Origin of the sequence: Paenibacillus hodogayensis (genome assembly GCF_039536325.1) — a bacterium.
Lineage (GTDB): Bacteria > Bacillota > Bacilli > Paenibacillales > NBRC-103111 > Paenibacillus_AB > Paenibacillus_AB hodogayensis.
On record NZ_BAAAYO010000001.1, the window covers coordinates 1,244,220 to 1,269,080 of the forward strand.

Consider the following 24,861-nt stretch of genomic DNA (forward strand, 5'->3'; position numbering starts at 1 on the left):
TATCGCAAATAGGCAGCCAAGGACAAAACCGTTCATTCTACAGGATTTTTGTGACATCCTTCGGCGACAGCAGCCGCAAAATTTCCTCGATCTTCCGGTTATTCATCATGACGCCCGTACTCATCCACGTATGATAATCGGCTTTATGGACGCTTGTGTCCCTCCGCTCGGCCAATTGTTTCCATTCCGGGCTGTTCAGCAGCGCCTGCGCTTGTTCCCCGCTGTCCGGATCCACCACCAGAAGCAGCCGGTTCGCATCCAATTTCTTCAGCAATGGCGCCGAAACCGCAATCCAGTGTTCGTTCCAAGCCTGTTCCCATACCAGACGGGGCGCGTTCAGCCGCAAATCTCCGTACAATACCGGAGCCGTGAACGATAGCGGGGAGCCGCCGTACAAGCGTACCTGATCCGCATGTACCCGGATGAGCGCCACTGTCTGCCCGCCAATGGTTTCCTCCAAGCGTCGGGCTGCCGCCGCGCTGCTGCGCTCATATTCCCGGATCGCATTCTCCGCTTCCCCAGCCTTACCGCAGATTCGGGCAATTTCCCGCAAAACGCTCCGCCATTCCTGCTTGTACGCTACCGCGACGCTTGGCGCGATGCGGCTTAATTGACTTTCCAGCTTCGGATCGATATAGGTACTGCACAAGATCAGATCGGGTTCCATCCGAAGCAGCCGGGCGATATTTCTTTCATTCATCTCCATCTCTTCCTGACCCAAACGGACGGATGCGCTCAAACCCGCCGCCAGCGGATGCGAACGGTTCACCATCGCCGCGCACGGGATCACGCCCGACGCCAGCATAGGATCGAGATAGGGGCCAAACAAGCATACGACCCGCTCCCGCTGCTTCAGCCTATATTCCGAAGGCGACATGGCGACGGCCTGCTTGAATTTGCGGCTGAAATAATACTGTTCCCCGTAACCGGCAGTTTCCGCGATCGTTTTGACGGAAGCTTGCCCGCGTATCAGCTCCCGTTTCGCATAGCGGATGCGAATTTCGGTCAAATATTCCAGAAAGCCTTTGCCCGTCTCTTTTTTGAACAGCCGGGAAAAGTATTCCACGTTCATTCCGGCCCGCTCGGCCATCTTGTCGCGTGAGAGGTTCTCCCCGAAGTTTCTTTCCATATAGTCCGTTATGAGGGTCATCGCCTCCCCTGCATTGCGGACCGGCGTCGAGCTTTGATCCCTCAACAGACGGTACACCAGCTCCTGGAAGACGATATTCATTCTGAACTTTTCCAGCCGCTCCGGCCGGTCATGCTCGGTGTACAGCCGCTTTGCCAGATGGACCGCTTGGGCCAAGGCGCGAACCGAAATATCCGAATAGACGATACCGGCCCGGCTTCCTGTCCCCCGAGCCGCATGGGCCTCCTTCTGCTCGGACGGATAAGCCCGGAACTCCATCTCATACCAGATCAGGCCGTCCGGGGCGCTCAAGCCCCCGGCCGCATACGAATCCGGAGGCAGCAGGCAGCAGCTCCCGCGCCTGACGGGAATCATACGCCCATCCAGAATACATTTCCCTTCGCCGTCCGTAACCAGCAAAAGCCGGTAGGCGCGCGGGCTTGGCAGCTTGCCGTACATGTCCGCTTCCAGTCGGCGAAAATGAATCCGGTCAAAGCTTAATGCCATCTCCTCCAACCGCATTCCGATGCGCGGCGTATCATTCATAGCAATCTCCCTAATCCCGTCTTGTTCTAATCCTAGCATAGGACAATGCGCCGGGTTTGTCACGAATGCCGCTGCCGCGCCAAAACGAAACAGCGGCGCCCGTTATCGGACGCCGCTTCTCGCAGACAAGCTATTGTTATTTCTTGATCAGGTCGGCCGGCAGGAAACCGAGATCGGTTACTTCCGGTTTATTCAGGAACTCTTTGCTCATAATAAACTCGATAAACGCTTTAACGGCCGCATTCGAGTTGTCTTTCTTCGTGTACATATGCTCGAGTCCGTACAGCGGGTATTTGCCGCTCTTGATGTTTTCGGACGAATACTCGTTGCCGTCCATCTTCAGCGCCTTGATCTTGTCGTTGCCTTTAATGTAAGGCACGTCCACATAGCCGATCGAACCTTCCGTCGAGCCGACCGCTTCCGCTACCGTCTTGCTCGTGTCTTGCGTTACGCCGTCTTTCGTGAAATCTTTGTTTTCGAGCACGATTTGCTTCACGAGCTTACGCGAGCCGGAGCTGTCCGGACGGTGAACGACTGTAATCTTCAAGTCCTTGCCGCCTACGTCTTTCCAGTTCGTGATTGTACCCATGAAAATGTCGGACGCTTGCGCTTTGGTCAGGTTGTCGATGCCCACGCTCGCCTTATTGACGATCAGCGCGAAAGGCGCGAGCACGACGATGTTGTCGGCCAGCTTGTCCTTATATTGAGCGTCCGCCTCGACGTCGGAGTTGCCGATATCGGATACGCCGTCGGCTACGTTTTTCACGCCGGTGCCAGAACCGCCGCCCGTTACGTTGACCGTTACTTTCGGATTTTTAGCCATAAAGTCTTGAGCGGCTTTGTTGACAAGCGGTTGAAGAGCCGTCGATCCGGAAGCCGATACCGTTCCGGTAATTTCCGTTACTGCCGGTTTATTCGGTTCTGTCGGCGTGGTGCCGCCGCTGGCGGTCGTTTTGTTATCTTTGGTTCCGCAGCCTGCAAGAACCCCCACGGATACGATCCCCACCATTGCAAAAGTAAACATTTTTTTCGACATGATTTTCAACATGTTGTACATGTCCTCCCTTTAATCTTTTATTTACATTGGCTATCGTACCAACCGATTGTTAATGCTAAACACGCGAAACGTTAACCGGATGTAAATTTTATTCGGCGTTTTTCATCCCCCTTTTCATGCCCGATCTTCTCCCCGGATCCCGCCTACAAGTTTACAATCCCTTAACAAAATGAGTCTTTTGCGTTAATACATGCAGGCTAAACTACCTATGAAACCAGGAAATATTTACATAAGGGGAGTGCCGTATGACCAAAAGAACGTTTGCCATGATGTGGACCGCGAAGCTTGCGCTTGGCTTTGCCGTCGTCTCGCTCGTATTCGCGGCAGCGGCGCTGCTTAACTGGCAGCAGCTGCGGGAGATGGAGAAACAGCTTGGCCAGCAAAACGAAAAAGTCGAGCTTCAATTAACGGCGCTGGAGCTGAAGGTGCTCGTGCAGGAGCTGAAGGACATTTCTTCCGGGCTTATGATCTCCCGGGATAGCGCTTATGCGGACAAATTTACGGAGAAACGGCCGGCGTTCCAGAAGCTGATCCGTGCGGTCGGGGATACGGCTGCTACGGAGGAACAGCGGGTTTGGCGCAGCCAGATGATTATGACGGAGACGGAATTTCTCGACTTGTTCGACCGGGCGGTCAACATTATCCGCAACCCTGCTCTGACCGAGCTGGACATCCGCAAAAATACCGATTCCCTCTATAAAGAAACGCAAGCGCAGCGGGACGTCATGTTCGATCTGGTAGACAAGTTTTATACGGACTATGCCAATGAGGCGCAAGCGGCTGTGGGGAAAACGTCCATGCGGGTCAAAGGGGCCGTCTCGATCCTGCTTGTCGCCATCGCTCTAGTGCTCGTCATCACCGTGGTCGTATCGGTCGTGCTGATCCGCTCGTTCCTGCGTCCGCTGCACGGCATGCGGCGCGCAATGGGAGTGATCGGGCAAGGCGATCTGCGCCAGCGCATTCGCTCCGCGTCGCGCGACGAGTTCGGCCAGCTCGGCGCAAGCTTCGACGCGATGGTGGAACAGGTTGCGGCGACGATGCTCCAGCTGCGCCATATCGGCCTGGAATTAAACGAGCGTTCCGCCGGATTCAAGAGCTTCGCCCGGTCGACGTCGGTGGCGCATACAGATATTGTGAACGCGTTCGGCGAAATTGCCGTCGGGGCCAATCAACAGGCCGTGAACACGGAGAAAGGGGCATCGCTTGTGGCAGAACTAGAGGGAGAAGTACGGGATATTGCGCATTCGGCAGACGAAATGAAGCGGCTCGGCCTCGTGGCCGACGACCGGGCGAAACTGGGGACGATTACGGTGACAGAGCTTGCAGATGCGGCCGGGGAAGCCGAAGGCATGCTGAGCGAGGCGACAAATGCGGTGGAGGCGTTCGTAAACGATGTCGCGCAGATCGGCCGAATCGCAAGGGCGATGACAGAAATCGCCAACCAGACGAACGTGCTCGCCCTGAACGCTTCAATCGAGGCGGCCCGCGCCGGACAGCATGGCAAAGGCTTCCTGGTAATCGCAGACGAGGTGAGGACGCTGTCGGAGCAGTCCCGAAGCTCGGCCCGTTCGATCGGAGCGCTCGTAGGCGAATTGCAGACGCATATGGAAATCGTGCGCTCCTCAATGACCGGAGCTTCGGAGGCATCCCGGCATCAAGTCTCCAAAGTAACGGATACGATGGAGGCGTTCCGGACGATCGAACGATCGATCGGCGAACTGTGCGGAGAGACGGACCGCATTCATACGCTGGTGAGCCGGACGGAGACGGGCCATGGCTTGCTGCTTGCCTCCATCCAGCAAATGGCCGCAGTTGCCGAGGAAACGGCAGCCGGGGTACACGAGGTAAACTCGACATCGGCTCGGCAAAACGATTCGGTCCGGCTGATCGCCGAACAAGCCGATGCGCTCCACCGGCTGATCGAGGGCTTGTTCGCGGAAATCGGCAAGTTCCGGGTCGAGGATCGAGATGCTGCCTCGCGGACGCCATATGCTCTTAACGGCAAGCCGCTGGCGGAGTGAGCGCAGCGACAGGCCTGGCCGAGGAGCCGCTGGCTGAGTGAACGCAGCGACGGGGCTGGCCCGAGCCGCTGCTCGCGGAGCGGCCCTGCCCGTTAGGCCGGAGGTGATCGGACTCCCTCCGACCCCCGCCGGACAAGAAAGACTGTCAGGCGAATCCGCTACGGGAAGGCCTGTCGTTCCGCGAAGCCTTCACTCGCGGGCCTTTTGTCCGGCGGGCCGGTTCTGACGGCTCGCCGGAAGAAACACATAGAATTGGGTTCCTTTTCCGAGCTGGCTGTATACTTGCGTGCGGCCCCCGTGGTTTTCGATAATCGCCAGGCTGATCATCAGTCCGAGCCCGGTACCTTTCTCCTTCGTCGTATAAAAGGGCTGGCCGAGCAGCCGGAGCTTTTCCTCCGATATGCCGACTCCTTCGTCCCGAACGACAACCGCCACTTCGTCCGTATCCGCTTCCTCCCGGACTTCCATGGTTACGGCCCCCCCTGACGGCATCGCCTCCAGCGAATTTTTCAATATGTTGATAAACACTTGCTTCAATTGGTTGGCTTCGCCGTTCACGAAGAGGGGCCCGCTGCCGAACTGCTTGACCAGCTCCACGTTATGCGCAGCCGCTTGCGCTTCGAGCAGGATGACGACCTTATCGATCAATTCCTTCGCGTCCACTCGCTGAAATTCGACCGCTTGCGGCTTGGAAAGCATCAGAAGCTCTCCGGCGATCAGCTCGATACGGCCGATTTCCGATAAGATCGTCTCGTAATAGCTAATGGGCATCTGGTGCCGGATCAGTTGGATGAACCCTTTGATCGCCGTGAGCGGGTTGCGGATTTCATGGGCAATGCCTGCGGCCAGCTCCCCCGCAACCGATAGCTTCTCCGACCGTTGGATCAGCTCTCTCGCCCGCTTCAGCTCCGTTACGTCGCGGATGAGCAAATACCGGGCAGGGCTCCCTTCGTACCAGGCAGCAAAAGAAACGACCTCCAAGTCTTGCTCCTTGTCGTCCGGGCCGAAAAGCCTATGCTCCGTTATGCCGGGCGGACCTTCCCGGTCAGCGTCGAGCATCCCGGACTGCTGCATGCTGATGCACAAGGGGTCGATCTCCCCGAATAGGGACGTCTTCACCGTGTCGGCGCTGCGCTCCGCGCCAAACAAGCGCAGCGCCGTATCGTTCGCGTACAGCCGCTTGCCCCCTTTGACGACAACGAGCGCATCAGGCAAATTTTCCACCAGCGTCCGGTACTGCTCCTCGCTTTTGAGCAGGGCGTTCTCCTGCCGCTTCCGCTCGGAAATATCGCGAAACGTGACGACCGCCCATGCGGTTTCCGAGCCGGCCGCGACAATCGGATTCACCGAATATTCCACCGGGAAAGCGGTGCCGTCCTTCGCGCGGAACGATTCATCGATCACGACGCACCGTTCCCTTGCGTTCATCGCCTTCACGATAGCGCAGCCCCGGCAGGAATCCGGCTCTCCGTCCGGTCCTGGCCGGCGGATCAGCTCTCGCATATCGAGGCCGATCACTTCGGCCGAGAGGTATCCTGTCAATTCCTCCGCCGCTTTGTTCCAGAACACGACGCGGCTGTCGGCATCGATGCCGAATACGCCCTCCACCATCGTATTCAGAAGCAGCTCGTGACGCTCGGTCAGCTTTCGGAGCTGCTCCTTCAGCCTTTTATCCTCGGTCATATTTTTGACGACGGCGCAAACGCCCTGCAGCTTGCCGTCCGTCACCAAAGGGATGGACACGATGCCGGCTTCGATCCGCTCCCCCGATTTGCGGGCAAGGCCGAGCTCCAGGCCGAGGCCCTGCTGCGCTTTGAAACGGATAAAGCCTTCCTGAAGCGCGTTCAGTTCCTCCGAACAGACCAAATCGAGGATGCTGCGCCCGAGCAGCTCCTCCGGCTCATAGCCGAGCACCTCGGCGGACCTGTAGTTGGCCCGCGTGATTTTCCCCTTTTTGTCGATCATCAGAACGAGATCGGGGCTTTGTTCGAACAGCGTCGTATATTTGAGCTCCATCTCGTTGAGACGCTTGCGCATAATCGCCACGACACTGATGCCGACCAGAAGCAGAACGACAAAGGAACAGAAGAACGGCAGCACGACGCGCAAAAAAAAGGAATAGGCGGGATGACCGCTATGAGCGTCTTCGTGAGGCATCCGGTAGGCCGCCATCACCATGTAATGAGCCGTGCATAGACCGATGCCGAGCACGGCCGCCGAAGCGAACAGCCAGATGCGGTCCTTCCACAGCCTTTTCCCGCCGATCCGCACCGTGATCGTATAGGAGATCGCGATGGCAGCGGCATAAGCCAATAATACGAGCCAACCGTTAGGTGCATGTAAAATCCGATTCATGCAAGCGCGTCTCCTCGAATGCGTCTATTGCGAAGCTTGGACAATTAGCGCTTTCATTGTATCAGGAGACGCACACAAACATGCTCGAATATTGTCGAAACAGGTAAAAATTTGAATTTGGAACTAAACGAACGTTTTCGCGTAATAGGTGTTCCAGTTCGGACGCGAGCCGTCAACGTCGGTAAACCCGTACTCCTCGGCCAAATCGCCCGACATCAGAGCCTTGCCCGCCTTTGCGGATACGTTCGGATCGGCGGCCAGCGCCGCGACGGCCTTGCCGACATAATACGGCGTCTCGGATTGGGCGAAATGCTCGTCCTTGGCGACCGCATCTCGCCAATTGGATTCGGCTACGCCGAAATGATCCAACACCTCTTCGGAGCGCAAAAATCCCGGCGTAATCGCCAGTGCCGTGACGCCGAATGGCTTCAGGTCGGCCGCCATCGCCTCGGCCAGATGAATCGTCGATATTTTCGCCAAGCTGTAGTAAAGCGTGCCCCGGTACCGGTAATCGCAGCCGTCCGTCACTTCGATGATCAGCCCTTGCCGGCGGGCGACCATCAGCGGGGCCGCATAACGGCTGGTGATCATATGGGAGTGCACGGCCCGGCGCTGCATAAGCAGGCCGTTGTCGAGCGAATGCTCCCAGAACGGCTTGTCCCACTCGGTTAACGCATCTCCGCCCCATACACCGTTGACCAGAATATCCAGTCTGCCGTCTTGTTCCCGGCCGATTCTCTCGAACAGCGCTTTGACCTCCTCCTCCTCCGTATGATCGGTGCGGACGGCGATCCCGCGGCCGCCCCGTTCGTCGACCAGCGCGGCCGTCTCCTCGATCGTCTCGGTCCTGCCCTCCGTCGCCGGCCGTCCTTTGACGCTGCGGCCGGTTACGTAAACGGTCGCGCCCGCTTCGCCGAGCATGACGGCGACTCCTCTTCCTCCGCCACGCGTCGCGCCCGTTACGACCGCTACCCGGCCGGCAAGCGGCTTGCTTGCGGAAGTATCCGTTTCTGACGCTCTTTGCCCGTTGTTTCCGGATTCCCGTTCCATTCCGTATCTCCTCCTCCATATTGGCTTCAAGGTTAGTATACGGTTTATTGTTGACACCTTTTGTCATATTGAATATAGTGGAGGATAAAAATATGCGCTTCAAGACGTGCATGAAGAGAGGAACCGCGCCATGAGAGCCGATCGGCTGCTGTCCATTCTGCTGCTGCTGCAAACGTACAAACGCATGACCGCGGCCGAATTGGCCGAGCGGCTGGAGGTGTCCGAGCGGACGATTCACCGCGATATGGAGGCGCTGGGCGCCGCCGGCGTGCCGGTAACCGCGGAACGGGGAACCGGCGGAGGCTGGCGGCTGATGGACGATTACCGCACCAATCTGACCGGGCTTCACGATGAGGAGATCGCCTCGCTGTTTCTCGCCGCACCGGAAAAAGCGCTCTCCGACCTCGGCCTGCGCCAGGCGTCGGAGGCGGCGCTGATCAAGCTGCTCGCCACCCTGCCGGGCATCGGCAGAAGGACGGCGGAGTTTGTACGCGAGCGGATTCATATCGACGCCTCCGGCTGGCGGGGAACGGACGATGCACCGGAGACGCTCCCTCTGTTGCAGGAAGCCGTTTTTCAGGAAAGGCGGGTGCGGCTTGTATACCGCAGAACCGGGGCCGAGCCATCCGAACGGCTCGTCGATCCGCTCGGGCTCGTCATGAAAGGCGTCGTCTGGTATTTGGTCGCGGCAGTCGCCGGCGATGCAGCCGAGGTGCGCACGTACCGGCTCGCCCGCATCGTCGGCTGCGAGCTGACCGAGGAATCGTCGGCGCGTCCGCCCGGCTTCTCTCTCGCGGCCTACTGGGAGGCGTCGATGGAACGGTTCGTCGCCCATTTGCCGCGGTTCGAAGCAACGTTTCGTCTCGATGCGGAAGGCGTGTACTTCCTGAACATGTGGAAGTTCGCTTCCGTGTTGGAGCAGGGGGAAGCCGACGAAAGCGGACGCGCGTCGTACCGCATCCGCTTCCAGACGGAGGAAGAGGCTTGCCGGCTGGCTCTCGCCGTCGGCGGCAACGGCGAGCTGATCGAGCCCGCCGAGCTGCGCGGCCTTATCGCCGGAAGAGCTGCGCAAACGGCGACATTGTACAAGGAAAGCCGCTGAGAAGGGTAGGAAGCGCAGATGGAAGGATGCCAAACGGACAAGGAGGGGTTGCATGATGAGGAGTGCGACTTATTGCATCATACCGGCGCGGCCAGCCGCGACCGGGAAAACTGGGTGGTCGACGGATAAATCGGACGGCTCGATACGCAGCGCGCACTCGGGCCGTTCGGCGGCAGCCGATGCCGACGGACGACGGAGCGCCGCCTCATGGCTGTGCTGACGGCAGCGCAGTCGCGGGCGCTCGAGCATGTGCGGGCGATTGCCGCCGCCCGGCAAAACTACGCTCTGGAGAAGCTGCAAGCGCTGATCGGGCATACGGATGGTGAATTCGCGGACATCCCGTCGATCCTGTCGCACATCCGGACCCATGCCCGGGTCACGCTGAATTTCCATCCGGACCGGATGCTGCCGGACGGCCGGACGGTCATCGAAGGGCTGCTACGCGACGGCTTGTATAGCAGCCAGTTCGAGACGGGCATCAGCAACGGCAGCCGGACCGCGTACCCGGGCGGGGACCGGGACCGCTGGGAGCTTTCCCTTTTCGGCGGCGCTTATCAGACGGTCGGCTGCAAGCCGGAAGAGCGGCCGAAATACGGCGCCCTCAACGTGATGGACTATCCGGACGGCGCCGCGCCGCGCTTCGGCTCCTGCTACATACGGCTGCGGCAAGGCGTGACGGACCGCTGTACGTTCACGTTCGGCGACAGCCATACCGGACCGGATTGCGTCGGCACCGGGGACAATCTTGCCCCTCTGTTCGTCGCGCTGCTCGATGCCGCCGACCAAAGCGGCCATGCGCTGGGCGCTCCGGCAGCCGATGCCGCAGCGGTTGTGCGGCGGCTGCTCGCGGCAGCCGGATCGCAGAACATGCCCGTCGAGCCCGGACGCGCGCTCGACGACTACATCGAAGCGCAGGTGCACGGCCCTATCGCATTGGCCGCCGATGCGGAAGCGCTGATCGCCGATCCCTCCTTTCGGGGGACCACGGTCGGCGAACAGCTTGCGGCATGCTGCCGTAATCACGGCATCGCCCTGTTGTGGCACGGCGGGTTCGGCTTGGCGAGCAGCGACGTGTCGGCCGATTTCCGCGGACCGGCTATGCCGCCGCTCGCCAGACGCGTAGACCGCGCCTTCTCGGCGACGCCAGGGAGACTCGACGCGGCGTGCGTCGGCCGCGCCGCCGCTTCGCTGCATCGTCACCCGGAACAATGGAGCGATTGGGGGACCCCTGCCGATACGCTCCAGCACTTGAAGCAGCTGTGGCATGTGATCGTCAAATACGGGCAGCCCTTGTAACGACAAGGACTGCCTGTATTCATGCCCGCTCGATCATAGCCGCCCTTCTTCCCCGCAGCCCCGTCAGCTCGCTCTCCGTTGTGGCGCACTCCTGGCGCAAGCTGTCGACGATCCGGCTCATCCGGCTCCGGGCGTTCCGCACCTGCTCCAGCGAATCCTTGATGCGCCCCTGCACGACCCAATCGGTAATGAGTCCGTCCAGAAAATAATCGGCAAACTCCAACCCGCCGCTTATGTCGATGCGGATCGACGAATAAGTCCCGAGATCCGCCAGCTCCTTCTCGAATTGTCTCATCTTCGACTGGGCCTGCCGCACGATCGAACGCGCGCTGTCGATATGACTATGCTTGATATGCGTGCTGATCGTGCCTCCGCCCATCATATCCCAGCGGCCCCAGTCCTCGGCTTTGCCCAGACTCTCTTCCGCATTGCGCAGCAGCGACAGTGCGACGCCGCCGGCATCGGCCGCCTCCTTCAGCTCCGTCAGACGGGCCGCGCAAACGGCGGCGGAATCGTCCAGCGCTGCGACCGCTGCGGCCGTCTCCTCCGAGCAGGCAAGCAGCCGCTTCTCCTTTTCCCGCAGCAGCGCCTCATACTCGCTATCGGCGAACCGCACGTCGGCAAGCGCTTCGCCCGACTCACTGCGCTGCCGCTCCAGATCAGCCAGCTGCTCGCGCGCCTCCTGCAGCCGCAAGGCGGCATGCAGCTCCTGCTGCCGCTCCAGCTCCAACTGCTCCTCCTTGCTGCGCAATATCGTATGAAACAAATTCGTCAGCGTCAGGCCGGTCAGCTGCTCCACGTCGCGCTGCTCGCGCTCCAGCTTCAGCTCGAGCGCGGGCATGCCCTGCTGCAGCTTGCGGATGCGGCTCTGCACATCCTCAAGCCGGCGCTCCCATTTCAACTTCAGCTGCCGTCTAGCGTTCGCTTCGTCCAGCTTCCGGTTCAGCTCTTCCCACATGGCAATCCCTCCTGCGTCGATGACCGGGATGCTTCGTCTCGAAGCGTCCATCCCTGTACTTGTCCGGTTTCGCAAGCACGTTTCCTATTACCATACGCGCGAGACGGAGGAAGGTTACAGCACCTCTTTAGCCTGCGGCGATCGGAATGCGGATGCGGAACGCGGAGCCGCGCTCAGGCTCGCTTTCGACAGCGATCGAACCGCCGTGCAACTCGACAAGCTCCTTGACGATGGCAAGCCCAAGTCCGGTGCCCTTGCGGTTTTTGGCCCTGCCGCGGTCGGCTTTAAAAAAACGTTCCCAGATCCGTTCCCGGTCCGCTGCGGAAATGCCGATCCCGGTATCGGTCACGGCCAGCTCCACGAAACCGTCCACCCGCGCGGCCTTAACGCGGATGTCCCCGCGCTCCGTAAATTTAATCGCATTGTTGACCACGTTGCCGACAATTTGCTCCAGCCTGTCGTAGTCCGCATACGCCCTGGGCAGCCCTTCCTCGCATTCGACGTGCAGCCTCAATCCTTTAGCCGAAACAAGCGATTCGAACTTCAGCGCCAGCCTGCGCACAAACGCTTCGACGTCAACCGGATGCCGCGACAGCGCGATCTCGTCGTTCTTCAGCTTGTCGAGCATCGTAATATCGTCCAGCAGCCGGTTCATGTGCAGCGTCTCGTTCATCATGACGCCGTAGTAGGTTTGTCGCCGCTCCTCGTCGACCAAGCCGTCCTGCATCGCCTCCAAGAAGCCCTGCATCGCGGTCAAGGGCGTCCGCAGCTCGTGGGACACGTTGGCCAGAAAATCGCTGCGGATCTGCTCCGCCTTGCTGCGGTCCCGTTCGGTCAACTCCAGCTTGGCGGCCATCGAATTGATCGTCTGCGCCAGATCGCCGATCTCGTCGGTGGATTGAATCTCGATCCGCTTGGCATAGTTGCCCATGCCGATCTCCGAGGCGGCTCTGTCGATCGCCTGAAGCGGCCGGGAAATCGACCAAGATAAGTAGGAAACCATGGCCGTCGAAATCAGCACGCCAATCAGCGTTCCCCACAGAATCGTTTCGCGAATGCGGCTGACCGTCTCATTGATGCCGTTGATCGGGGAATGCAGCACGATTCCTCCGTAAATCCGGTTATCCTTGCCCCACGGAACGGCGACCGACAGCATCGGCTGGGCCAGTCCTTCCACCGCCAGCTCGCTGACCGCGGTTCCGCCGCCGGCAACTTTTCTGGCGATCGATTGGGCAACCGCCTTGCCGATAAACACTTCGTCCTTGGTGGACGTGGCAATAATTTTACCATTGTCGTCGAAAATCCAAATGCGGGCGTCGAACGTCTGGTCGAAAAAGACGAGCAGCGATTCCGCCGATTCGTCAATTGCCGAAAACTCCTGAATCGCCAAGTTGACCTTCTTCGCCTTGCGCAGCAGCTCGTCCTGGGTACTGCCGTAAATGTACCCTTTGGCCAAAAACGAGATCAGCAGCCCGACCACGCCGAGCCCGAGCAGCACCGTCAGCAAATAGCTGAACAGCAGGCGGCGAAAAATGCTGCGGTTAACCGTTTTGAGCATCGCCGGTCACCGCCTCGAATTTGTAGCCCACCCCCCAAACCGTTTCAATATACGTATGTTTGAGAAGCGCGAGTTTTTCCCGCAGCTTCTTAATATGCACGTCCACGGTGCGGATATCGCCGTAAAAATCGTACCCCCACACCTGCTCGAGCAGCTGCTCGCGCGAATAAACCGTACCCGGCGATTTGGCGAGATGGGCCAGCAGGTCGAACTCCTTCGGACGGAAGGCGCATTTGTGCCCGTCCACCAGTACCTCTCGGCGCTCCGGATCGATCGACAGCTCTCCGAAGCGGTACACCGCCCGGCTCTCCTCTTCTCCGGCGGGCTTGCGCTGCATGCGGCGGAAGATCGCCTTGATGCGCGACATCAGTTCCCGCGGGCTGAAAGGCTTCGTCACATAATCGTCGGCGCCAAGCTCCAACCCAAGCACCCGGTCGAACTCTTCACCTTTGGCGGTGAGCATAATAATCGGAATATCGCGCTTCTTCAAAATTTCCCGGCATGCCGCAAATCCGTCCATCACCGGCATCATCACGTCGAGGATAACGATGTCCGGGGCTTCCCGCTCCACCAGTTCCACCGCTTCCGCCCCGTTCCCGGCTTCCAGCAGCTCATACTGATGACTTTGAAAAAAGAGGCGCAAAATCTCCCTGACATTCGGATCATCGTCGGCTACGAGCACTCTTAATCGGTCCATCGCTTTGCATCACCTCCTTACCATTGTATATAAAAATGACTGAAAATTTAAGCTTTTTGCCGTTTTCCACAAAAAAACAGCGGTTCAACCCGCCGCCGGAGCGAGCGAATGAACCGCTGTTCGATCGTATAGTTTCGGTTGAAAGGCGCGTGCCCGCTGGTTTACGGCCTCGAGCCCGAGGCGTCTGATGCCCCCGGCGCGGTCGAACCTGCGGAACCGGACGAGCCTGAGTCCGACGAGCTTGAAGAGCCGCTTGTCCCTGTCGAACTGGTCGTGTCCGAGACGCCGGTTCCGCCGGTCGACTCCGTTTTGCCTGTATCCGCCGAACTTGATTTTTCCGTATCCGATGAACCGGACGTGCCGCTGCCAGACGTGCCTGCAGCAGCAGAGGAGCCGGTCGTCCCTGTCGACTCCGTCTTGCCCGTGTCCGATGAACTTGATTTTCCCTCGTCCGACGAGCTTGAGGAGCCGCTGCCGGGCGAACCCGTACCCGACGAGCCGGTCGAAGCGGACCCGGATGAGCTTGTCGAGCCCGACGAACCGGCGTCGGATTGATCCGACCCGCTTTTGGAGCTTCCGCTCGCTTCCCCCGTGCCGCCGGAAGACGGCGCGTCCACCTTGCTGCCGCCCGGATCGCCGTCGTTTAACGCCGGCTCGGCGCCCCCGGAACAACCTGTCAGCATGGCGGCCCCCAGTATGCCGACTATCAGAGCCATAGACCACTTTATCCTCACGTATCCTCTCTCCTCCCGTGTACTTTGCCCTGCGCCTCGGCGCCGGACACGTTCAGTATAGCGGGAAAACATGAGGAAACTATGATCGGACTAAGAAGGAATATGACCGAAATGTTAAAAAACTGTGATCGTCTCCTCATCGCGCAGAACGACCCCTTGCTCCGCCAGCACGCTCTGCAGCTCAGCAACATCGATGCCGGCAAGCGGCTTGCCGCTTCGATGCGCGACCGCACAGGCCGTGCCGGCCGCCTGTCCGGTCGCCATGCAGCTCGGCGACAGCCGGGTCGTGGCCAAAGCTTCGTGCGAGGTGGAGATGCACCGTCCAGCGGCGATCAGATTGGAGACAGCTTGAGGCAGCAGACAGCGGTACGGGATGTCGTAAGCGCCGTCTCCTTTCACCCATGCCGCCGTAACTCCTTTGCCGGAAGGATCGTGAATATCGATTGGATATCCGCTTCTGGCGATTACATCCTCGAACCGACGCCCCTGTACCACGTCGTCCACCTGCAGCGCGTACAAGCCGTCGATGCGGCGCGTTTCGCGGATGCCGATCTGCGCGCCCGTATGGGTCAAGCTCGCCTTCTCGAAACCGGGCAGGCGGCGGCGCATGAAATCGGCGACCAGCAGCGCCTGCTTGCGGCCTTCCAGCTCGGCCTCGGTCAGATGCTCCACGTCGGTCCCGTCCAGCCCCTGTACGCGCGTCGTATTGACAAGCACCTCGTCTTCCTCCGGTCCGGTAAAAAACAGCACCTGGTCGCGATTGATCGGCAGCTCCGACTCCCGCCAATGCTTGGTGAAGCCCATGACGCCGGACAGCGGCAGCCTCTCCAGCTCGGCGAACGGCGTTTTCGGATAAAACTCGTCCGGATGGTCGAGCATGTACCGTTTCACCGCCGCCAGATCGACGCCGCGCATGCGGAACTTCATCGTCATCGGCTGCGTTTTGCCGTCGGATTCCCGGCCCTGCAGGCAAGGGGCTCCGGATAAGAAAGCCAGGTCCGCATCGCCGGTCGCGTCCACGCACTGCTCCGCCTTTACCAGCAGCCGGCCCGATTTGCCGGTAACCTCCACCCCCGCGATGCGGTCGCCCTCGACCCGCACCGCGTCGACGAAGCTGTGCAGCAGCAGCCGGACGCCCGCTTCCTTCAGCAACTCCATCGCCAGCACTTTATAGCGCTCCGGATCAAAGGGCGTAATCGTGCGCACGAAGCCGACGGTGTCGCGGACATGACCGGGCGAAGCCCCTATCGCCATGAGGCGCTCGACGATTTCCTGGGCGTAGCCTTTGATCACCTGCTTGCCGTCGGTCGTATGAAACGTCATCCACGGGTACACAAGCGCGGCTGTCGTCATTCCTCCAAGAAAGCCGTATTTTTCGATCAGAATCGTGCGGCACCCGTTGCGCCCCGCCGCCAGCGCGGCGTGAATGCCGGCCGGTCCTCCTCCGACGACCAGGACGTCCGTTTCCAATATGCGTTCCATGTTGTTCCTCCCCTTATCGGACCCCCTTCGTTCGCGCAAGCCCGTTGCTTTCAGTATAAAGTTGCGATACAGTTCGGTTTAGTATCACTTTTGTTTAACTTATGACTGCAGCTTCAAGACGGGTGTCGAAGAAGAACAACAAATTCGCAAGCGAAAGGGGAGCTCACCATGCCCATACGCAAGCAGGTTACGCTCAAAAGCCTCGCCGCTTCTCTAGGCGTCACCGTCCAGACGGTGTCCAAGGCGCTGCGCGGCAAGCCCGGCATGTCGCCCGCAACGCGAGCCGCCATTGTCGAAGCGGCCAGAACGTCCGGCTATTTGACAAGGGACCAGCTTCGCCAGTTCTCGGTCGAGCGGATCGCCGTATACCCGCCGGCCAAACGCCGCTTCGTCCTGGTGCAGACGGAGCAATCGCTCAATTTCAATCGCTTGCTGCTTGAAGGGCTCAACGAACGGTTTTCGGAGATCGGGCATACGATCGAGACGCTGCTGCTGCCGGAACGCATGAACGAGAAGAAGCTCGACCAATGGATTCGTACGAAGGAGCTGCACTACTGCGAAGGCATCTTCATCGCTCCCCGGCTTACGCCCCCCGAGTGGGAGCGGACGCTGCTCGATCTGCCGATTCCGCGCATTTTGCTCAATTATCCGTCCCCCGGCATGCCCGTGGATAGCGTCGTGTGGGATGTGAGCACAGCGGTGGCGCTAGCCGTCAAGCATTTGGCCGACATCGGCCATCGCCGCATTATGTACGCCGGCGACATCCGCACCCAACGCGGCTTTGCGCTGCGCTGGCAGTCGTTCGCGGAAGCGGTGCGCGCCTGCGGCCTTCCGTTCGAGCCGCAGGCGCATTTAACCGACAGCGATGGGGATGCGCATGCCAGATCGGAACGGCTGGCTTCTCTCCTCGCGACCTGCAAGCCCACCGCCATCCTGTGCGGCATCGACGAGGAGGTCGAACCCCTGTATGCCGCCATTCGACGGCTCGGGCTGGACGTGCCGACAGATCTGTCGTTGATCGGCCTGCTGAACGAGCAGAAGGAGTCGCTGCCGCTCTTCACCCGCCCCCTGCTGGCGATCAAGGAAACCGGCTATCGCGCCGCCGAACGAATGCTGTGGCGCATCGCCAACCCGACGATGCCCTACGAATACATCCGCATCCAGGCGGCCGTATTCGCCGGCAGCACAACCGCCGCGTGGGAGCAGAATCGCGATTAACCGAAACGTCCGTATTCTCCGCATATCCGAAAGGCGTACGAATCCGCTCTCCAATTATGTTTATGGCAGCAAGTCGGCGTCCACATCTGCCAAAGAATAGAATACGGCCCTCTCTTCCGGCGAACGGTTCGGCTTATGGTACGTCAGCATCCATTCTCCCTGCGTATCGCGGAACAGCATGCCGTGCCCCCCGTCCTGCCCGAACAAAGGCTGCTCGTCGTGAAGCCACGGTCCGCGAAGCGAGCCGGAGGCGGAACGGGCTATACCCAGGGAGTATCCGTCACCGCCGAAGCTCGACCACAGCATAAGCAGCCGCTCCCCGTTACGGAACAGAAACGGGCCGTCCGTTATATAGTCGGTGTCCGTACCGCGCCGCGCGACGGTCCAGGGCGCCTCCGACGCCTTGAACAACAGCTCCGGCGGCCCGGAAGCCGCGTCGAGCGTATCGCTCAACGGCACCGCGCACATTTCCCCGTCGCCCACTTGCAGCCACTCATGGCAGAACACCATCCACGGCTTCCCTTCTTCGTCGATGTGCAGCGTGCCGTCCAAGCATTCCCAATCGCGGGGCGTCACCGGCCCCTCGCTGCAAGGAAGGAACGGGCCCAGAGGTCGCTCGGACACGAATACTTGCGTTCCCCGGCATCTGCCTTCCGCCTTCAGCGTCGCGAGCATGTAGTACCTCCCGCGATATTCGTGAACCTCGGGAGCCCAATAGTCGCGGTCGGCCCAGAAGCCGGCATCCGGACGAAATACCGGGAACGGGCCCTCCCAAAGCTCAAGGTCCCGGCTCGTATAGACGTCGAACCCTTCCACGTGATTCGTTCCGTATAAGTAATAAACCCCTTCCGCAACGTCGGTCAGAACGTACGGATCGCGTATGCGCAGTTGCTGACGCACAATCATGCCCTGAGTTCCCCCATTCGCCAAAGTATGTCATGTGCCTGCCGACTCCTCGGCAGGATCTAGCGCTGCAAATATTCGCCGAACGGCGAAAAGAAAGCGCTCGCAATTTAGCCGATCCGCAAAGAATTTCTGCGGCTCCTTCTGCAATCCCAACCTATAGATCGTTTCAACGGCGATGGACTTGCTACTTGGATTATATCGATTACCGGCCAAGGGAAATATAGCAATTTATTTCGAATTCGGTTCAAAATATTGCTGTCCTGCGGCCGGGCTGCCATGCGCCAGAGAAGCCAAAAAAGCTCCCCGCTTGCGGACATTACCGCCGGGGAGCTTCTCCTATTACTTAAAAGGCATTGAGGCCGAGAACGGCAGGCTAGGGGCGGAAGCGACGATTATGACGGCTGCCGGTCCCGAGACAGCTTCAACAAACCATACAGCGCCGCCAACAGCTCGCCCCGCGATACCGCGGCTTCCTCCCGTCCTTCCAGCGCTAACGTGCCTTCGACGCCCAGCGCCCGGCGGGCGGCGCCTATCCATCTCGCGGCCATCTCGCGGGACAAGAGCGGCTTGGCCGCCCAATAATCGCGGTAAGGCAGTTCCCCCGCCAGCTGGCGCGGCCCGATATCGACTCCCGCCGGGGCGATCCGGTCCGTAGCCGGCAGCGCGGGCAAGCCCGCTCCTCCCGGGAGCGCACGGGCCCGATTGATCCAGATCGAGGCGTCCGCGACGGAGCACGGCGACTCCGGGTCAGCTTCGTAGCCGGTAAAAAACGATTTCGTGCCGAAATATTGCAGCGCCGGATGCGCCTCGTGGCCTGCCTTCGCATCCCGGAAATAGGTAATCAGTTGATCGGCTTCGATCAAGGCGTCCTGCAGCCGGTCGACGCTCAACCGCTGCACCTCCGCGCCCGACGTCCGGCACAGGGCGGCTGCTACTCCGGCGGCGAAGCCGAGCTGCATCCAGAACGGCTCCATACGGATCGTGCCGAACCCCATATGCGTCGCCGAGACGGCAACCGGAACGAGCAGGTTGGCTACCGTCTCCGGCACCATGACGCCGAACGGTATCTGGTACACCTCGGTCAGCGAGGGAAAGCCGAAGAAGCCTTCCAGCGCGCGGTTTTGACCGATGTCCTCGCGTTTGCGGGTAGCATGGGAGTCGATCGCATAGTCGCCGGTGGCGATGCTGTCGTGATGGATCGGCGTGCGCTCCAAACCGGGGGCCAAGCGCGCATCGTTCTCCGTGAACACGTAGCGTCCGACGATCCGGCGAGCTTCGCGGACGTACAGCTGCGGTGGAAAATGACCCGTCTCCGGAAATTCGTCCGCCGCGTAGCCCCACCGCCGCGCTTCCGCGCGAATCGATTCCGGCAGCGCCGGGTCGTCCTGCAGAAACCACAGCAAGCCTTGAATGTAGTCCTTGTGCCGCTTCGCGATCCGTTCCCGCACCTCGCGGCCGCCTTCCGGGTATTCGAGATTTTCGCCGGGCAGATCGGTCGAGCAGGAGCAGTTGTGATGGTTGTTCGTATCGGTCTTGCCGTTCGGAATGCGCGACAGCTTGACGATCTGGCCGTACGTATCCAGCCTTCCGGCGGCAATATCGTCAAGCAGGCTCGTATATTCGCTGCGGTCGTAATGATCCGGCTTGGTGAACGGAACGCGATTGTCCGGAACGTCGGTCATGCACAGCCGGAAGTTGTAAGCCTGGAGCAGTTCGTCGCTTTCCCCCGTGCTGCCGGGAAGAATCTCCTTCGTACGGTATTCGCAATACAGCTTGCCGGCCAGCTCCTCGTTCCATTCGTCGCGCGATTCGCGGCCGAGCCGGTAAGGAACGCCAGCCATCGCGGCCAGATCGCCCTCGTATGTGGCATCGATATACTGTGCCGCCTCGTAGACCGTCCGCTCGCCCGTCCGCGTGTCCCGCGCCACGATCCGCACGATTCGGCCGTCCTCCGTGAGTGCCTCGACAAGCTCGCTGTCGCAGCGCACCGCAATGCCCGGTTCGCCGCTCAGCAGCCGGCTCATGACCTTGGCCGCGACCGACGGCTCGAAACGGAGCCCGCGCTCGCACTCCTTGGCCTGCCGGGAATGTTCTCCGTAGACGGTCACGTAATGTTCGTATACCAGATTCAGAAATTCCCCGAAAATCGACCCCGACGAATCGACGGAACGAATGTCCGTCTCCCCCAACCCGCTTGTCATCAAACCGCCGATATACGGCGAAGGCTCGATCAGCACCGTTCGTTCCCCGCGTCTCGCTGCCGCCAGAGCTGCGCCGATCCCGCCGGGGGTGCCTCCGTATACGATCAAATCCGTTTGTTCCTTCGTCATTGCCAGCACCTTCTTCTATACAGTATGGTTGTTCTTTTCTCCGGCCCGGCGAACGGCATGTTTACTTCGTCTGCTTTTTCGCTTTCTCGGTTTGTATCGCTTTATTGATTTCCTCGTCGAAGCTGCGCAGTAACGTATTCGAATCGCCCTCGGAAGTAAACAGCTTGGAAAAGTTGACCGACACGTTCGTCAAGCTTTCGAGTCGTGAAGGCGCGGCCGGGGCATCCGGGTAGTAGTAAAGAGCTTGAACGTTTTTACCTTTCCATTGCGGCAAATCTTGCCCGAACGCCTTCCGGACTTCCGGGTTGGCGAGTGGAGTGCCGACAGCCTGCCGGGTCAGCTTCCCCTGGAATTCGTCCGATACGAGATAGGCCATCACCTTGAACGCCTCGTCCCTGTGCTCGGAAGTGGAGGACAGGAACAGCGACAGGGAGGCCGGCTTGAACCCGGTCTTCGGCTTCTGCGCAAGCTCCGGAACCGATGCGATGTCCCAGTCGAGCCCCGCTTCCGCCTGGCTGATCGAGCCCGAATCGAGCACCATCGCCACGTTGCCCTTCAGCGCTTCCGCTACCGGAACCAGCGTGTTGTTCGGGATTTGCCAGAACCGCCGCACGTTATCGAACAGCTGCTTCCAGTTGTCCGTCGTCATGACCGACTTGTCTTCCTTCAGATCAAGCGGGCCTAACGAAAGCTGGTTGTTGAGCAGGAGGTTGTTGGGCACTGCGGTAAACCCGTAGTAGGCCGTGCCGGAATCGTTCCGCGTCATCTTCCTGGCTAGCTCGTACGCTTCGTCCCACGTCATGCCGTCCTTCGGGTAGGCAACGCCGAATTTGTCGAACAAATTTTTGTTGTAAAACAGCCCGTAGCGGTTCATCGTGAACGGCAGCCCGTACAGCTTTCCCTCGCTGTTGGTGGACAAGGCGTGGGCGAGCACATTCGGCTCGAATATTTTCGTATCGAAGCCCTGAAGCTTGATCTGCTCCTGCAAATCCGTTTCCAAACCGAACTGCTTGATCGAGCTTACGGTAAAGGCCGTCGATTCGTAAATGAAGTCGACAGGGGTTTTGGCGGTAATCCAGTCGCCGTATTCCATCCCCTTCTCACGCTTGATCTGTTTAAGCGTAATATTGGGGTATTTTTTCTGGACCGCCTCGATCATCCCCATCTTCTCAAAGTCCACGGCTCCCGGCTGCGCGTTGAACACCGTCAGCGTGATCGGTTTTGCGGCCGCGGCTTCGGCTCCGCCCGCCGGAGGATTCGTCCCGGCATTCCCGCCTCCCCCCGCGCAACCGCTTATTGCCACGACAGCAGACGCCAGTAAGTATCCTGCAGCTTTGTTCCATTGAATCGCCATTTCCATGCATCCTCTCTATCGGTAATGGAGAGGACCAGACAGTGTCTGGTTCTCATTATAAAGCGGCGAGGCTCGACTTCCAGTTTCATTTTGGTTTCATCAAAAAACGCGATTTTTCAACGGTTCCCGGATCGCTCCGCTTTTACCCGGCGGTTTTTCGTGATACGATGCTATATAAGTTGAACGAAATCTCTTCTTGGAAATGGCCAAGTGAAGTGGAGAAAGGGATCTGCCTTGCAGCGAGTTTTGGCTTTCAACTCCATTCCGCTGAGTCTTTTTTTCAATCCAGGAGTTGAAAACAAGATGTTTGAGCAGCAAGGCAGTCCTTTTCGGAATGAAATGGGCTTCCAACCATTCGTTCAACTTATACAGTGAAACGATATCCGGTATCCGAGGTGCTTTGTCATGCCGATTATCAAGCAGGTTACGCTCCGCACGATCGCCAACGAGCTCGGACTGACCGTCCAGACCGTCTCCAAGGCGCTGAAAGGCCGAAGCGGCATGTCCGAGGCCACCCGCCAGCTCGTCGTCCAGACCGCGGAACGGCTCGGGTATTTCACGAATGAACAGCTGCGCAGCCTGAAGGTCGAGCACATTCTTCCGTACCACTGGGAAAGAAAGCGCTTCCTGCTGGTGCAGACGTTCCGCTCCGTCAACCAGGTCAGCCTGTACCGTATGCTTCTGGAAGGGCTGCACGAACGATTTGCTTCGTTCGGCCACGAGATCGAACTGCTCGTGCTTCCCGGCTCCGCGACCGGCAAGGAAATGGACGAATGGATCGTCCAGCACAATATCGAATACGCCGACGGCCTGTTCATCGCGCCGGGAATCGCCCCTTCGCAATGGGAGACGAAGCTGCTGCGGCTGAATGTGCCGAAAATATTGCTGAACTTCCCTCCGCTCGGCTGCAAGGTGGACAGCGTCATCTGGGATATTTACGAGGCCGCGTATCAGGCTGTCGCTTACCTGCACTCGATCGGTCACCGGCACATTTTGTACGTCGGCGACACCCTTGGTCAAAGAGGGTATTTGCTGCGCTGGCAAGCGGTTCTACACGCCATGAACGAATTCGGTCTGCCGGTAAATCCGGACGTCCATCTGATCGGCAGTCTGCCCTATGACGGGAAATGGCTCGAGGAGCTGCAAGCGAAGATCGGCCTCCACGCCCCGACTGCCGTCATATGCGGAATCGATGGCTGGGTCCCGAACATATACCAAGCCTGCACGCAGCAGATGGGGCTGCGCATTCCCGAGGATCTTTCCCTTATTGGCCTGTTGAACGATCAACCCGCATCGCTGCCGCCCTTTACGATGCCGCTGCTGGCGATCCGCGAAACCGGCTACCGGGCGGCGGACCGCATGCTCTGGCGCATCGCCAACCCCGCTCTGCCTTTCGAGCATATCCGCATTCAGGGGGAGCTGCGGATCGGCAGTACGACCGCTCCGCCCGGCCGGTGAGCGTGTAAGCCGGCTCTATCGCCGTACGGCAGCTGTCCGCCGTGCTTTTTCGTCACGCCAGTCTGCCGGCTCTACGCCTCCCTCTACCAATAAGCGCAAAAGTCATTCCATCCTCTCCCCAATCGATCTCCCTCAAAATGAAAACGCTTACAAATAATTTGTTAAACGCTCTCTGCCAACGCCCTCCCTTTATCCATCGTTCGCAATTCTTGCCGTTTCGTATACAGGCTGTTAGTCTTCCGACCGGAAACAAGCTGCCGGACAGTCGCGACAGGCTCCATACCCAGCCAAGCCGCAGGAAAGCGATTACCCGGACACTCCCTTCGTTCTTTTTATAAAGCAGTATCCGTTCTGATTCCCATTATATCCCTTTAGACATTAACTGCCAGTTTCATTTTGGTTTCACTAAAAACACCATAACCGCAAGCTTTCGCAAATCCGACTCTGTACAATGGAAATGCCACCCGGTATAAGTGGACAAGAACCGGACAAGCGAATGCACTTCAGTCGTACGGTCCCTGGATAACATACCAAGCTTCGAAGGAAAGTACGGCAGATCATATTTTATATAAGTTTGGCTTTGAACTCCTACCGCTACAAGGTTTATTCCATAAAAGGAGTTCAAACAACTTGTTTGAAGCGGCAAGGCCATCCTTTTCGGAATGCAACGGGCTTCATTCATTCGTTCAACTTATATAGCAAAAAAAGAACCGGACGTATGCCGTCCGGCTTAGTCGACGATCCCGATTTCCCGGGAAATGTCATTTCTTGCTGCTGGAATGGATGACCAGCTTGTAGCCCAAACCGCGAATCGAGTCGATTTGAACGGTTTCCTGATTCATCTCCAGCTTTTTGCGCAGCGAGCTGACGTGCACGTCTACCGTACGCTGCCCGCCTACGTAATCGAAGCCCCAGACGACGTTCATCAGATCGTCTCTGGACACGACCACTCCCGGACGCTGCACCAAATAGAGCAGCACCTCGAACTCCTTCGGCCGGAGCTGAATTTGCTCGCCGTTCAGCACGACCTCGTATTTTTCCGGATATATTTTCAGATCGGAGACCTGGATCACTTTACCCGACTCGGGCTCATCGGCTACCGGCGTGAGTTCCGCACCCGATCTGCGCATGACGGCGGATACGCGAGCCAGCAGCTCGGCTACGCCGAACGGCTTGGTGATGTAATCGTCGGCCCCGGCCTTCAAGCCCTGTACGACTTCTTCTTCGGCATTCCTGGCGGTCAGAATGATGACCGGCGTCTTATCGCCCTTCTGGCGAAGCTTGGCCAGCACCTCGAATCCGTTCATGCCGGGAAGCATAATATCGAGTATGATCAGATCGAACGAGCCCTGCTGGGCAGCCTGAAGTCCTTCTCCCCCGTGGTCGACCAGCTTCGTCTGGTACCCTTCCTGAGACAGGTTGTACGAGAGAAGTCGGGCTAGCGTCGGTTCGTCCTCGACGACGAGAATATGTTTCGGCATTGTCTTCCCCCTGCGCCTTTCAATTTGTCCGCGCTACCCCAGCTTAACACAAATTGCGGACGTTCCACAACGCCTGAGGCGCGGGACGACAGGATGTTCCATTCGAAGTTCCGTCCCGCTGCCCGGTAA

General features: G+C 59.2%; 18 protein-coding genes. 5 read left to right on the forward strand and 13 right to left on the reverse strand.

The genetic code is table 11. The annotated features are described in order from the left end of the window. Window positions 1-37 precede the first annotated feature (37 nt). Together ABD796_RS05055 and ABD796_RS05060 are read right to left on the reverse strand one after the other, a co-directional pair. A complete protein-coding gene (locus tag ABD796_RS05055; protein WP_344903753.1) occupies window positions 38-1,675 on the reverse strand; it encodes a helix-turn-helix domain-containing protein in 1,638 nt (545 codons plus the stop codon). A gap of 136 nt (window positions 1,676-1,811) precedes the next feature. Next, window positions 1,812-2,723, reverse strand: a complete 912-nt coding sequence (locus ABD796_RS05060) for a phosphate ABC transporter substrate-binding protein (RefSeq protein WP_344903756.1) — start codon at window positions 2,721-2,723, stop codon at window positions 1,812-1,814. Between the two features lie 254 nt (window positions 2,724-2,977). On the opposite strand from ABD796_RS05060, the gene ABD796_RS05065 reads away from it, so the two are divergent. Next, on the forward strand, window positions 2,978-4,753 hold the full coding sequence (locus ABD796_RS05065) for a methyl-accepting chemotaxis protein (RefSeq protein WP_344903759.1): 1,776 nt from the start codon (window positions 2,978-2,980) through the stop codon (window positions 4,751-4,753). Window positions 4,754-4,942: 189 nt separating this feature from the next. Here the strand turns inward: ABD796_RS05065 and ABD796_RS05070 are convergent, their stop codons facing one another. Together ABD796_RS05070 and ABD796_RS05075 are read right to left on the reverse strand one after the other, a co-directional pair. After that, the gene (locus ABD796_RS05070) at window positions 4,943-7,108 is read right to left on the reverse strand and encodes a PAS domain S-box protein (protein WP_344903762.1); all 2,166 of its coding nucleotides are present in this window, start codon (window positions 7,106-7,108) and stop codon (window positions 4,943-4,945) included. A 123-nt stretch (window positions 7,109-7,231) separates the two neighbouring features. Then, complete coding sequence (locus ABD796_RS05075) at window positions 7,232-8,158, reverse strand: SDR family oxidoreductase (RefSeq protein ID WP_344903765.1); 927 nt, start codon at window positions 8,156-8,158, stop codon at window positions 7,232-7,234. A gap of 130 nt (window positions 8,159-8,288) precedes the next feature. On the opposite strand from ABD796_RS05075, the gene ABD796_RS05080 reads away from it, so the two are divergent. Together ABD796_RS05080 and ABD796_RS05085 are read left to right on the forward strand one after the other, a co-directional pair. After that, on the forward strand, window positions 8,289-9,260 hold the full coding sequence (locus ABD796_RS05080) for a helix-turn-helix transcriptional regulator (RefSeq protein WP_344903768.1): 972 nt from the start codon (window positions 8,289-8,291) through the stop codon (window positions 9,258-9,260). 207 nt (window positions 9,261-9,467) lie between these two features. Beyond that, the gene (locus ABD796_RS05085) at window positions 9,468-10,556 is read left to right on the forward strand and encodes a DUF3626 domain-containing protein (protein WP_344903771.1); all 1,089 of its coding nucleotides are present in this window, start codon (window positions 9,468-9,470) and stop codon (window positions 10,554-10,556) included. Window positions 10,557-10,575: 19 nt separating this feature from the next. On the opposite strand, the gene ABD796_RS05090 is transcribed toward ABD796_RS05085, so the two are convergent. From ABD796_RS05090 to ABD796_RS05110, 5 genes are all read right to left on the reverse strand, one after another. Further along, complete coding sequence (locus ABD796_RS05090) at window positions 10,576-11,514, reverse strand: hypothetical protein (RefSeq protein WP_344903774.1); 939 nt, start codon at window positions 11,512-11,514, stop codon at window positions 10,576-10,578. A 127-nt stretch (window positions 11,515-11,641) separates the two neighbouring features. After that, window positions 11,642-13,072, reverse strand: coding sequence for a sensor histidine kinase (locus ABD796_RS05095; protein ID WP_344903777.1), 1,431 nt, complete (start codon window positions 13,070-13,072; stop codon window positions 11,642-11,644). Then, window positions 13,056-13,769: a response regulator transcription factor gene (locus ABD796_RS05100; protein WP_344903780.1), complete on the reverse strand. Its 714-nt coding sequence runs from the start codon at window positions 13,767-13,769 to the stop codon at window positions 13,056-13,058. Before ABD796_RS05100 ends, ABD796_RS05095 begins: the two co-directional genes overlap by 17 nt. Before the next feature lie 161 nt (window positions 13,770-13,930). Further along, complete coding sequence (locus ABD796_RS05105; RefSeq protein ID WP_344903783.1) at window positions 13,931-14,485, reverse strand: hypothetical protein; 555 nt, start codon at window positions 14,483-14,485, stop codon at window positions 13,931-13,933. Between the two features lie 132 nt (window positions 14,486-14,617). After that, complete coding sequence (locus tag ABD796_RS05110; RefSeq protein WP_344903785.1) at window positions 14,618-15,985, reverse strand: FAD-dependent oxidoreductase; 1,368 nt, start codon at window positions 15,983-15,985, stop codon at window positions 14,618-14,620. Window positions 15,986-16,153: 168 nt separating this feature from the next. On the opposite strand from ABD796_RS05110, the gene ABD796_RS05115 reads away from it, so the two are divergent. After that, a complete protein-coding gene (locus ABD796_RS05115; protein WP_344903788.1) occupies window positions 16,154-17,203 on the forward strand; it encodes a LacI family DNA-binding transcriptional regulator in 1,050 nt (349 codons plus the stop codon). A gap of 60 nt (window positions 17,204-17,263) precedes the next feature. Here the strand turns inward: ABD796_RS05115 and ABD796_RS05120 are convergent, their stop codons facing one another. From ABD796_RS05120 to ABD796_RS05130, 3 genes are all read right to left on the reverse strand, one after another. Next, window positions 17,264-18,109: a glycoside hydrolase family 43 protein gene (locus ABD796_RS05120; RefSeq protein WP_344903791.1), complete on the reverse strand. Its 846-nt coding sequence runs from the start codon at window positions 18,107-18,109 to the stop codon at window positions 17,264-17,266. A 392-nt stretch (window positions 18,110-18,501) separates the two neighbouring features. Then, the gene (locus ABD796_RS05125) at window positions 18,502-20,439 is read right to left on the reverse strand and encodes an FAD-dependent oxidoreductase (protein ID WP_344903794.1); all 1,938 of its coding nucleotides are present in this window, start codon (window positions 20,437-20,439) and stop codon (window positions 18,502-18,504) included. A 61-nt stretch (window positions 20,440-20,500) separates the two neighbouring features. Beyond that, window positions 20,501-21,793 (reverse strand): ABC transporter substrate-binding protein, encoded by a 1,293-nt coding sequence (locus ABD796_RS05130; protein ID WP_344903796.1) that lies wholly within the window; start codon window positions 21,791-21,793, stop codon window positions 20,501-20,503. Between the two features lie 405 nt (window positions 21,794-22,198). Between ABD796_RS05130 and ABD796_RS05135 the strand changes: the two genes are divergently transcribed. Beyond that, window positions 22,199-23,251, forward strand: coding sequence for a LacI family DNA-binding transcriptional regulator (locus ABD796_RS05135; protein ID WP_344903799.1), 1,053 nt, complete (start codon window positions 22,199-22,201; stop codon window positions 23,249-23,251). Window positions 23,252-24,012: 761 nt separating this feature from the next. On the opposite strand, the gene ABD796_RS05140 is transcribed toward ABD796_RS05135, so the two are convergent. Next, window positions 24,013-24,732: a response regulator transcription factor gene (locus ABD796_RS05140; RefSeq protein WP_344903803.1), complete on the reverse strand. Its 720-nt coding sequence runs from the start codon at window positions 24,730-24,732 to the stop codon at window positions 24,013-24,015. Between the last annotated feature and the right edge of the window lie 129 nt (window positions 24,733-24,861).

Excerpts from the sequence above, each read along its gene's own strand:
- ABD796_RS05115 (WP_344903788.1), top strand. The coding sequence starts at position 16,154 with ATGCCCATACGCAAGCAGGTTACGCTCAAAAGCCTCGCCGCTTCTCTA.
- ABD796_RS05065 (WP_344903759.1), top strand. The coding sequence starts at position 2,978 with ATGACCAAAAGAACGTTTGCCATGATGTGGACCGCGAAGCTTGCGCTT.
- ABD796_RS05140 (WP_344903803.1), bottom strand. The coding sequence starts at position 24,732 with ATGCCGAAACATATTCTCGTCGTCGAGGACGAACCGACGCTAGCCCGA.
- ABD796_RS05075 (WP_344903765.1), bottom strand. The coding sequence starts at position 8,158 with ATGGAACGGGAATCCGGAAACAACGGGCAAAGAGCGTCAGAAACGGAT.
- ABD796_RS05110 (WP_344903785.1), bottom strand. The coding sequence starts at position 15,985 with ATGGAACGCATATTGGAAACGGACGTCCTGGTCGTCGGAGGAGGACCG.
- ABD796_RS05130 (WP_344903796.1), bottom strand. The coding sequence starts at position 21,793 with ATGGCGATTCAATGGAACAAAGCTGCAGGATACTTACTGGCGTCTGCT.
- ABD796_RS05095 (WP_344903777.1), bottom strand. The coding sequence starts at position 13,072 with ATGCTCAAAACGGTTAACCGCAGCATTTTTCGCCGCCTGCTGTTCAGC.
- ABD796_RS05105 (WP_344903783.1), bottom strand. The coding sequence starts at position 14,485 with ATGGCTCTGATAGTCGGCATACTGGGGGCCGCCATGCTGACAGGTTGT.
- ABD796_RS05070 (WP_344903762.1), bottom strand. The coding sequence starts at position 7,108 with ATGAATCGGATTTTACATGCACCTAACGGTTGGCTCGTATTATTGGCT.
- ABD796_RS05100 (WP_344903780.1), bottom strand. The coding sequence starts at position 13,769 with ATGGACCGATTAAGAGTGCTCGTAGCCGACGATGATCCGAATGTCAGG.
- ABD796_RS05120 (WP_344903791.1), bottom strand. The coding sequence starts at position 18,109 with ATGATTGTGCGTCAGCAACTGCGCATACGCGATCCGTACGTTCTGACC.
- ABD796_RS05055 (WP_344903753.1), bottom strand. The coding sequence starts at position 1,675 with ATGAATGATACGCCGCGCATCGGAATGCGGTTGGAGGAGATGGCATTA.
- ABD796_RS05090 (WP_344903774.1), bottom strand. The coding sequence starts at position 11,514 with ATGTGGGAAGAGCTGAACCGGAAGCTGGACGAAGCGAACGCTAGACGG.
- ABD796_RS05135 (WP_344903799.1), top strand. The coding sequence starts at position 22,199 with ATGCCGATTATCAAGCAGGTTACGCTCCGCACGATCGCCAACGAGCTC.
- ABD796_RS05060 (WP_344903756.1), bottom strand. The coding sequence starts at position 2,723 with ATGTTGAAAATCATGTCGAAAAAAATGTTTACTTTTGCAATGGTGGGG.
- ABD796_RS05125 (WP_344903794.1), bottom strand. The coding sequence starts at position 20,439 with ATGACGAAGGAACAAACGGATTTGATCGTATACGGAGGCACCCCCGGC.
- ABD796_RS05080 (WP_344903768.1), top strand. The coding sequence starts at position 8,289 with ATGAGAGCCGATCGGCTGCTGTCCATTCTGCTGCTGCTGCAAACGTAC.
- ABD796_RS05085 (WP_344903771.1), top strand. The coding sequence starts at position 9,468 with ATGGCTGTGCTGACGGCAGCGCAGTCGCGGGCGCTCGAGCATGTGCGG.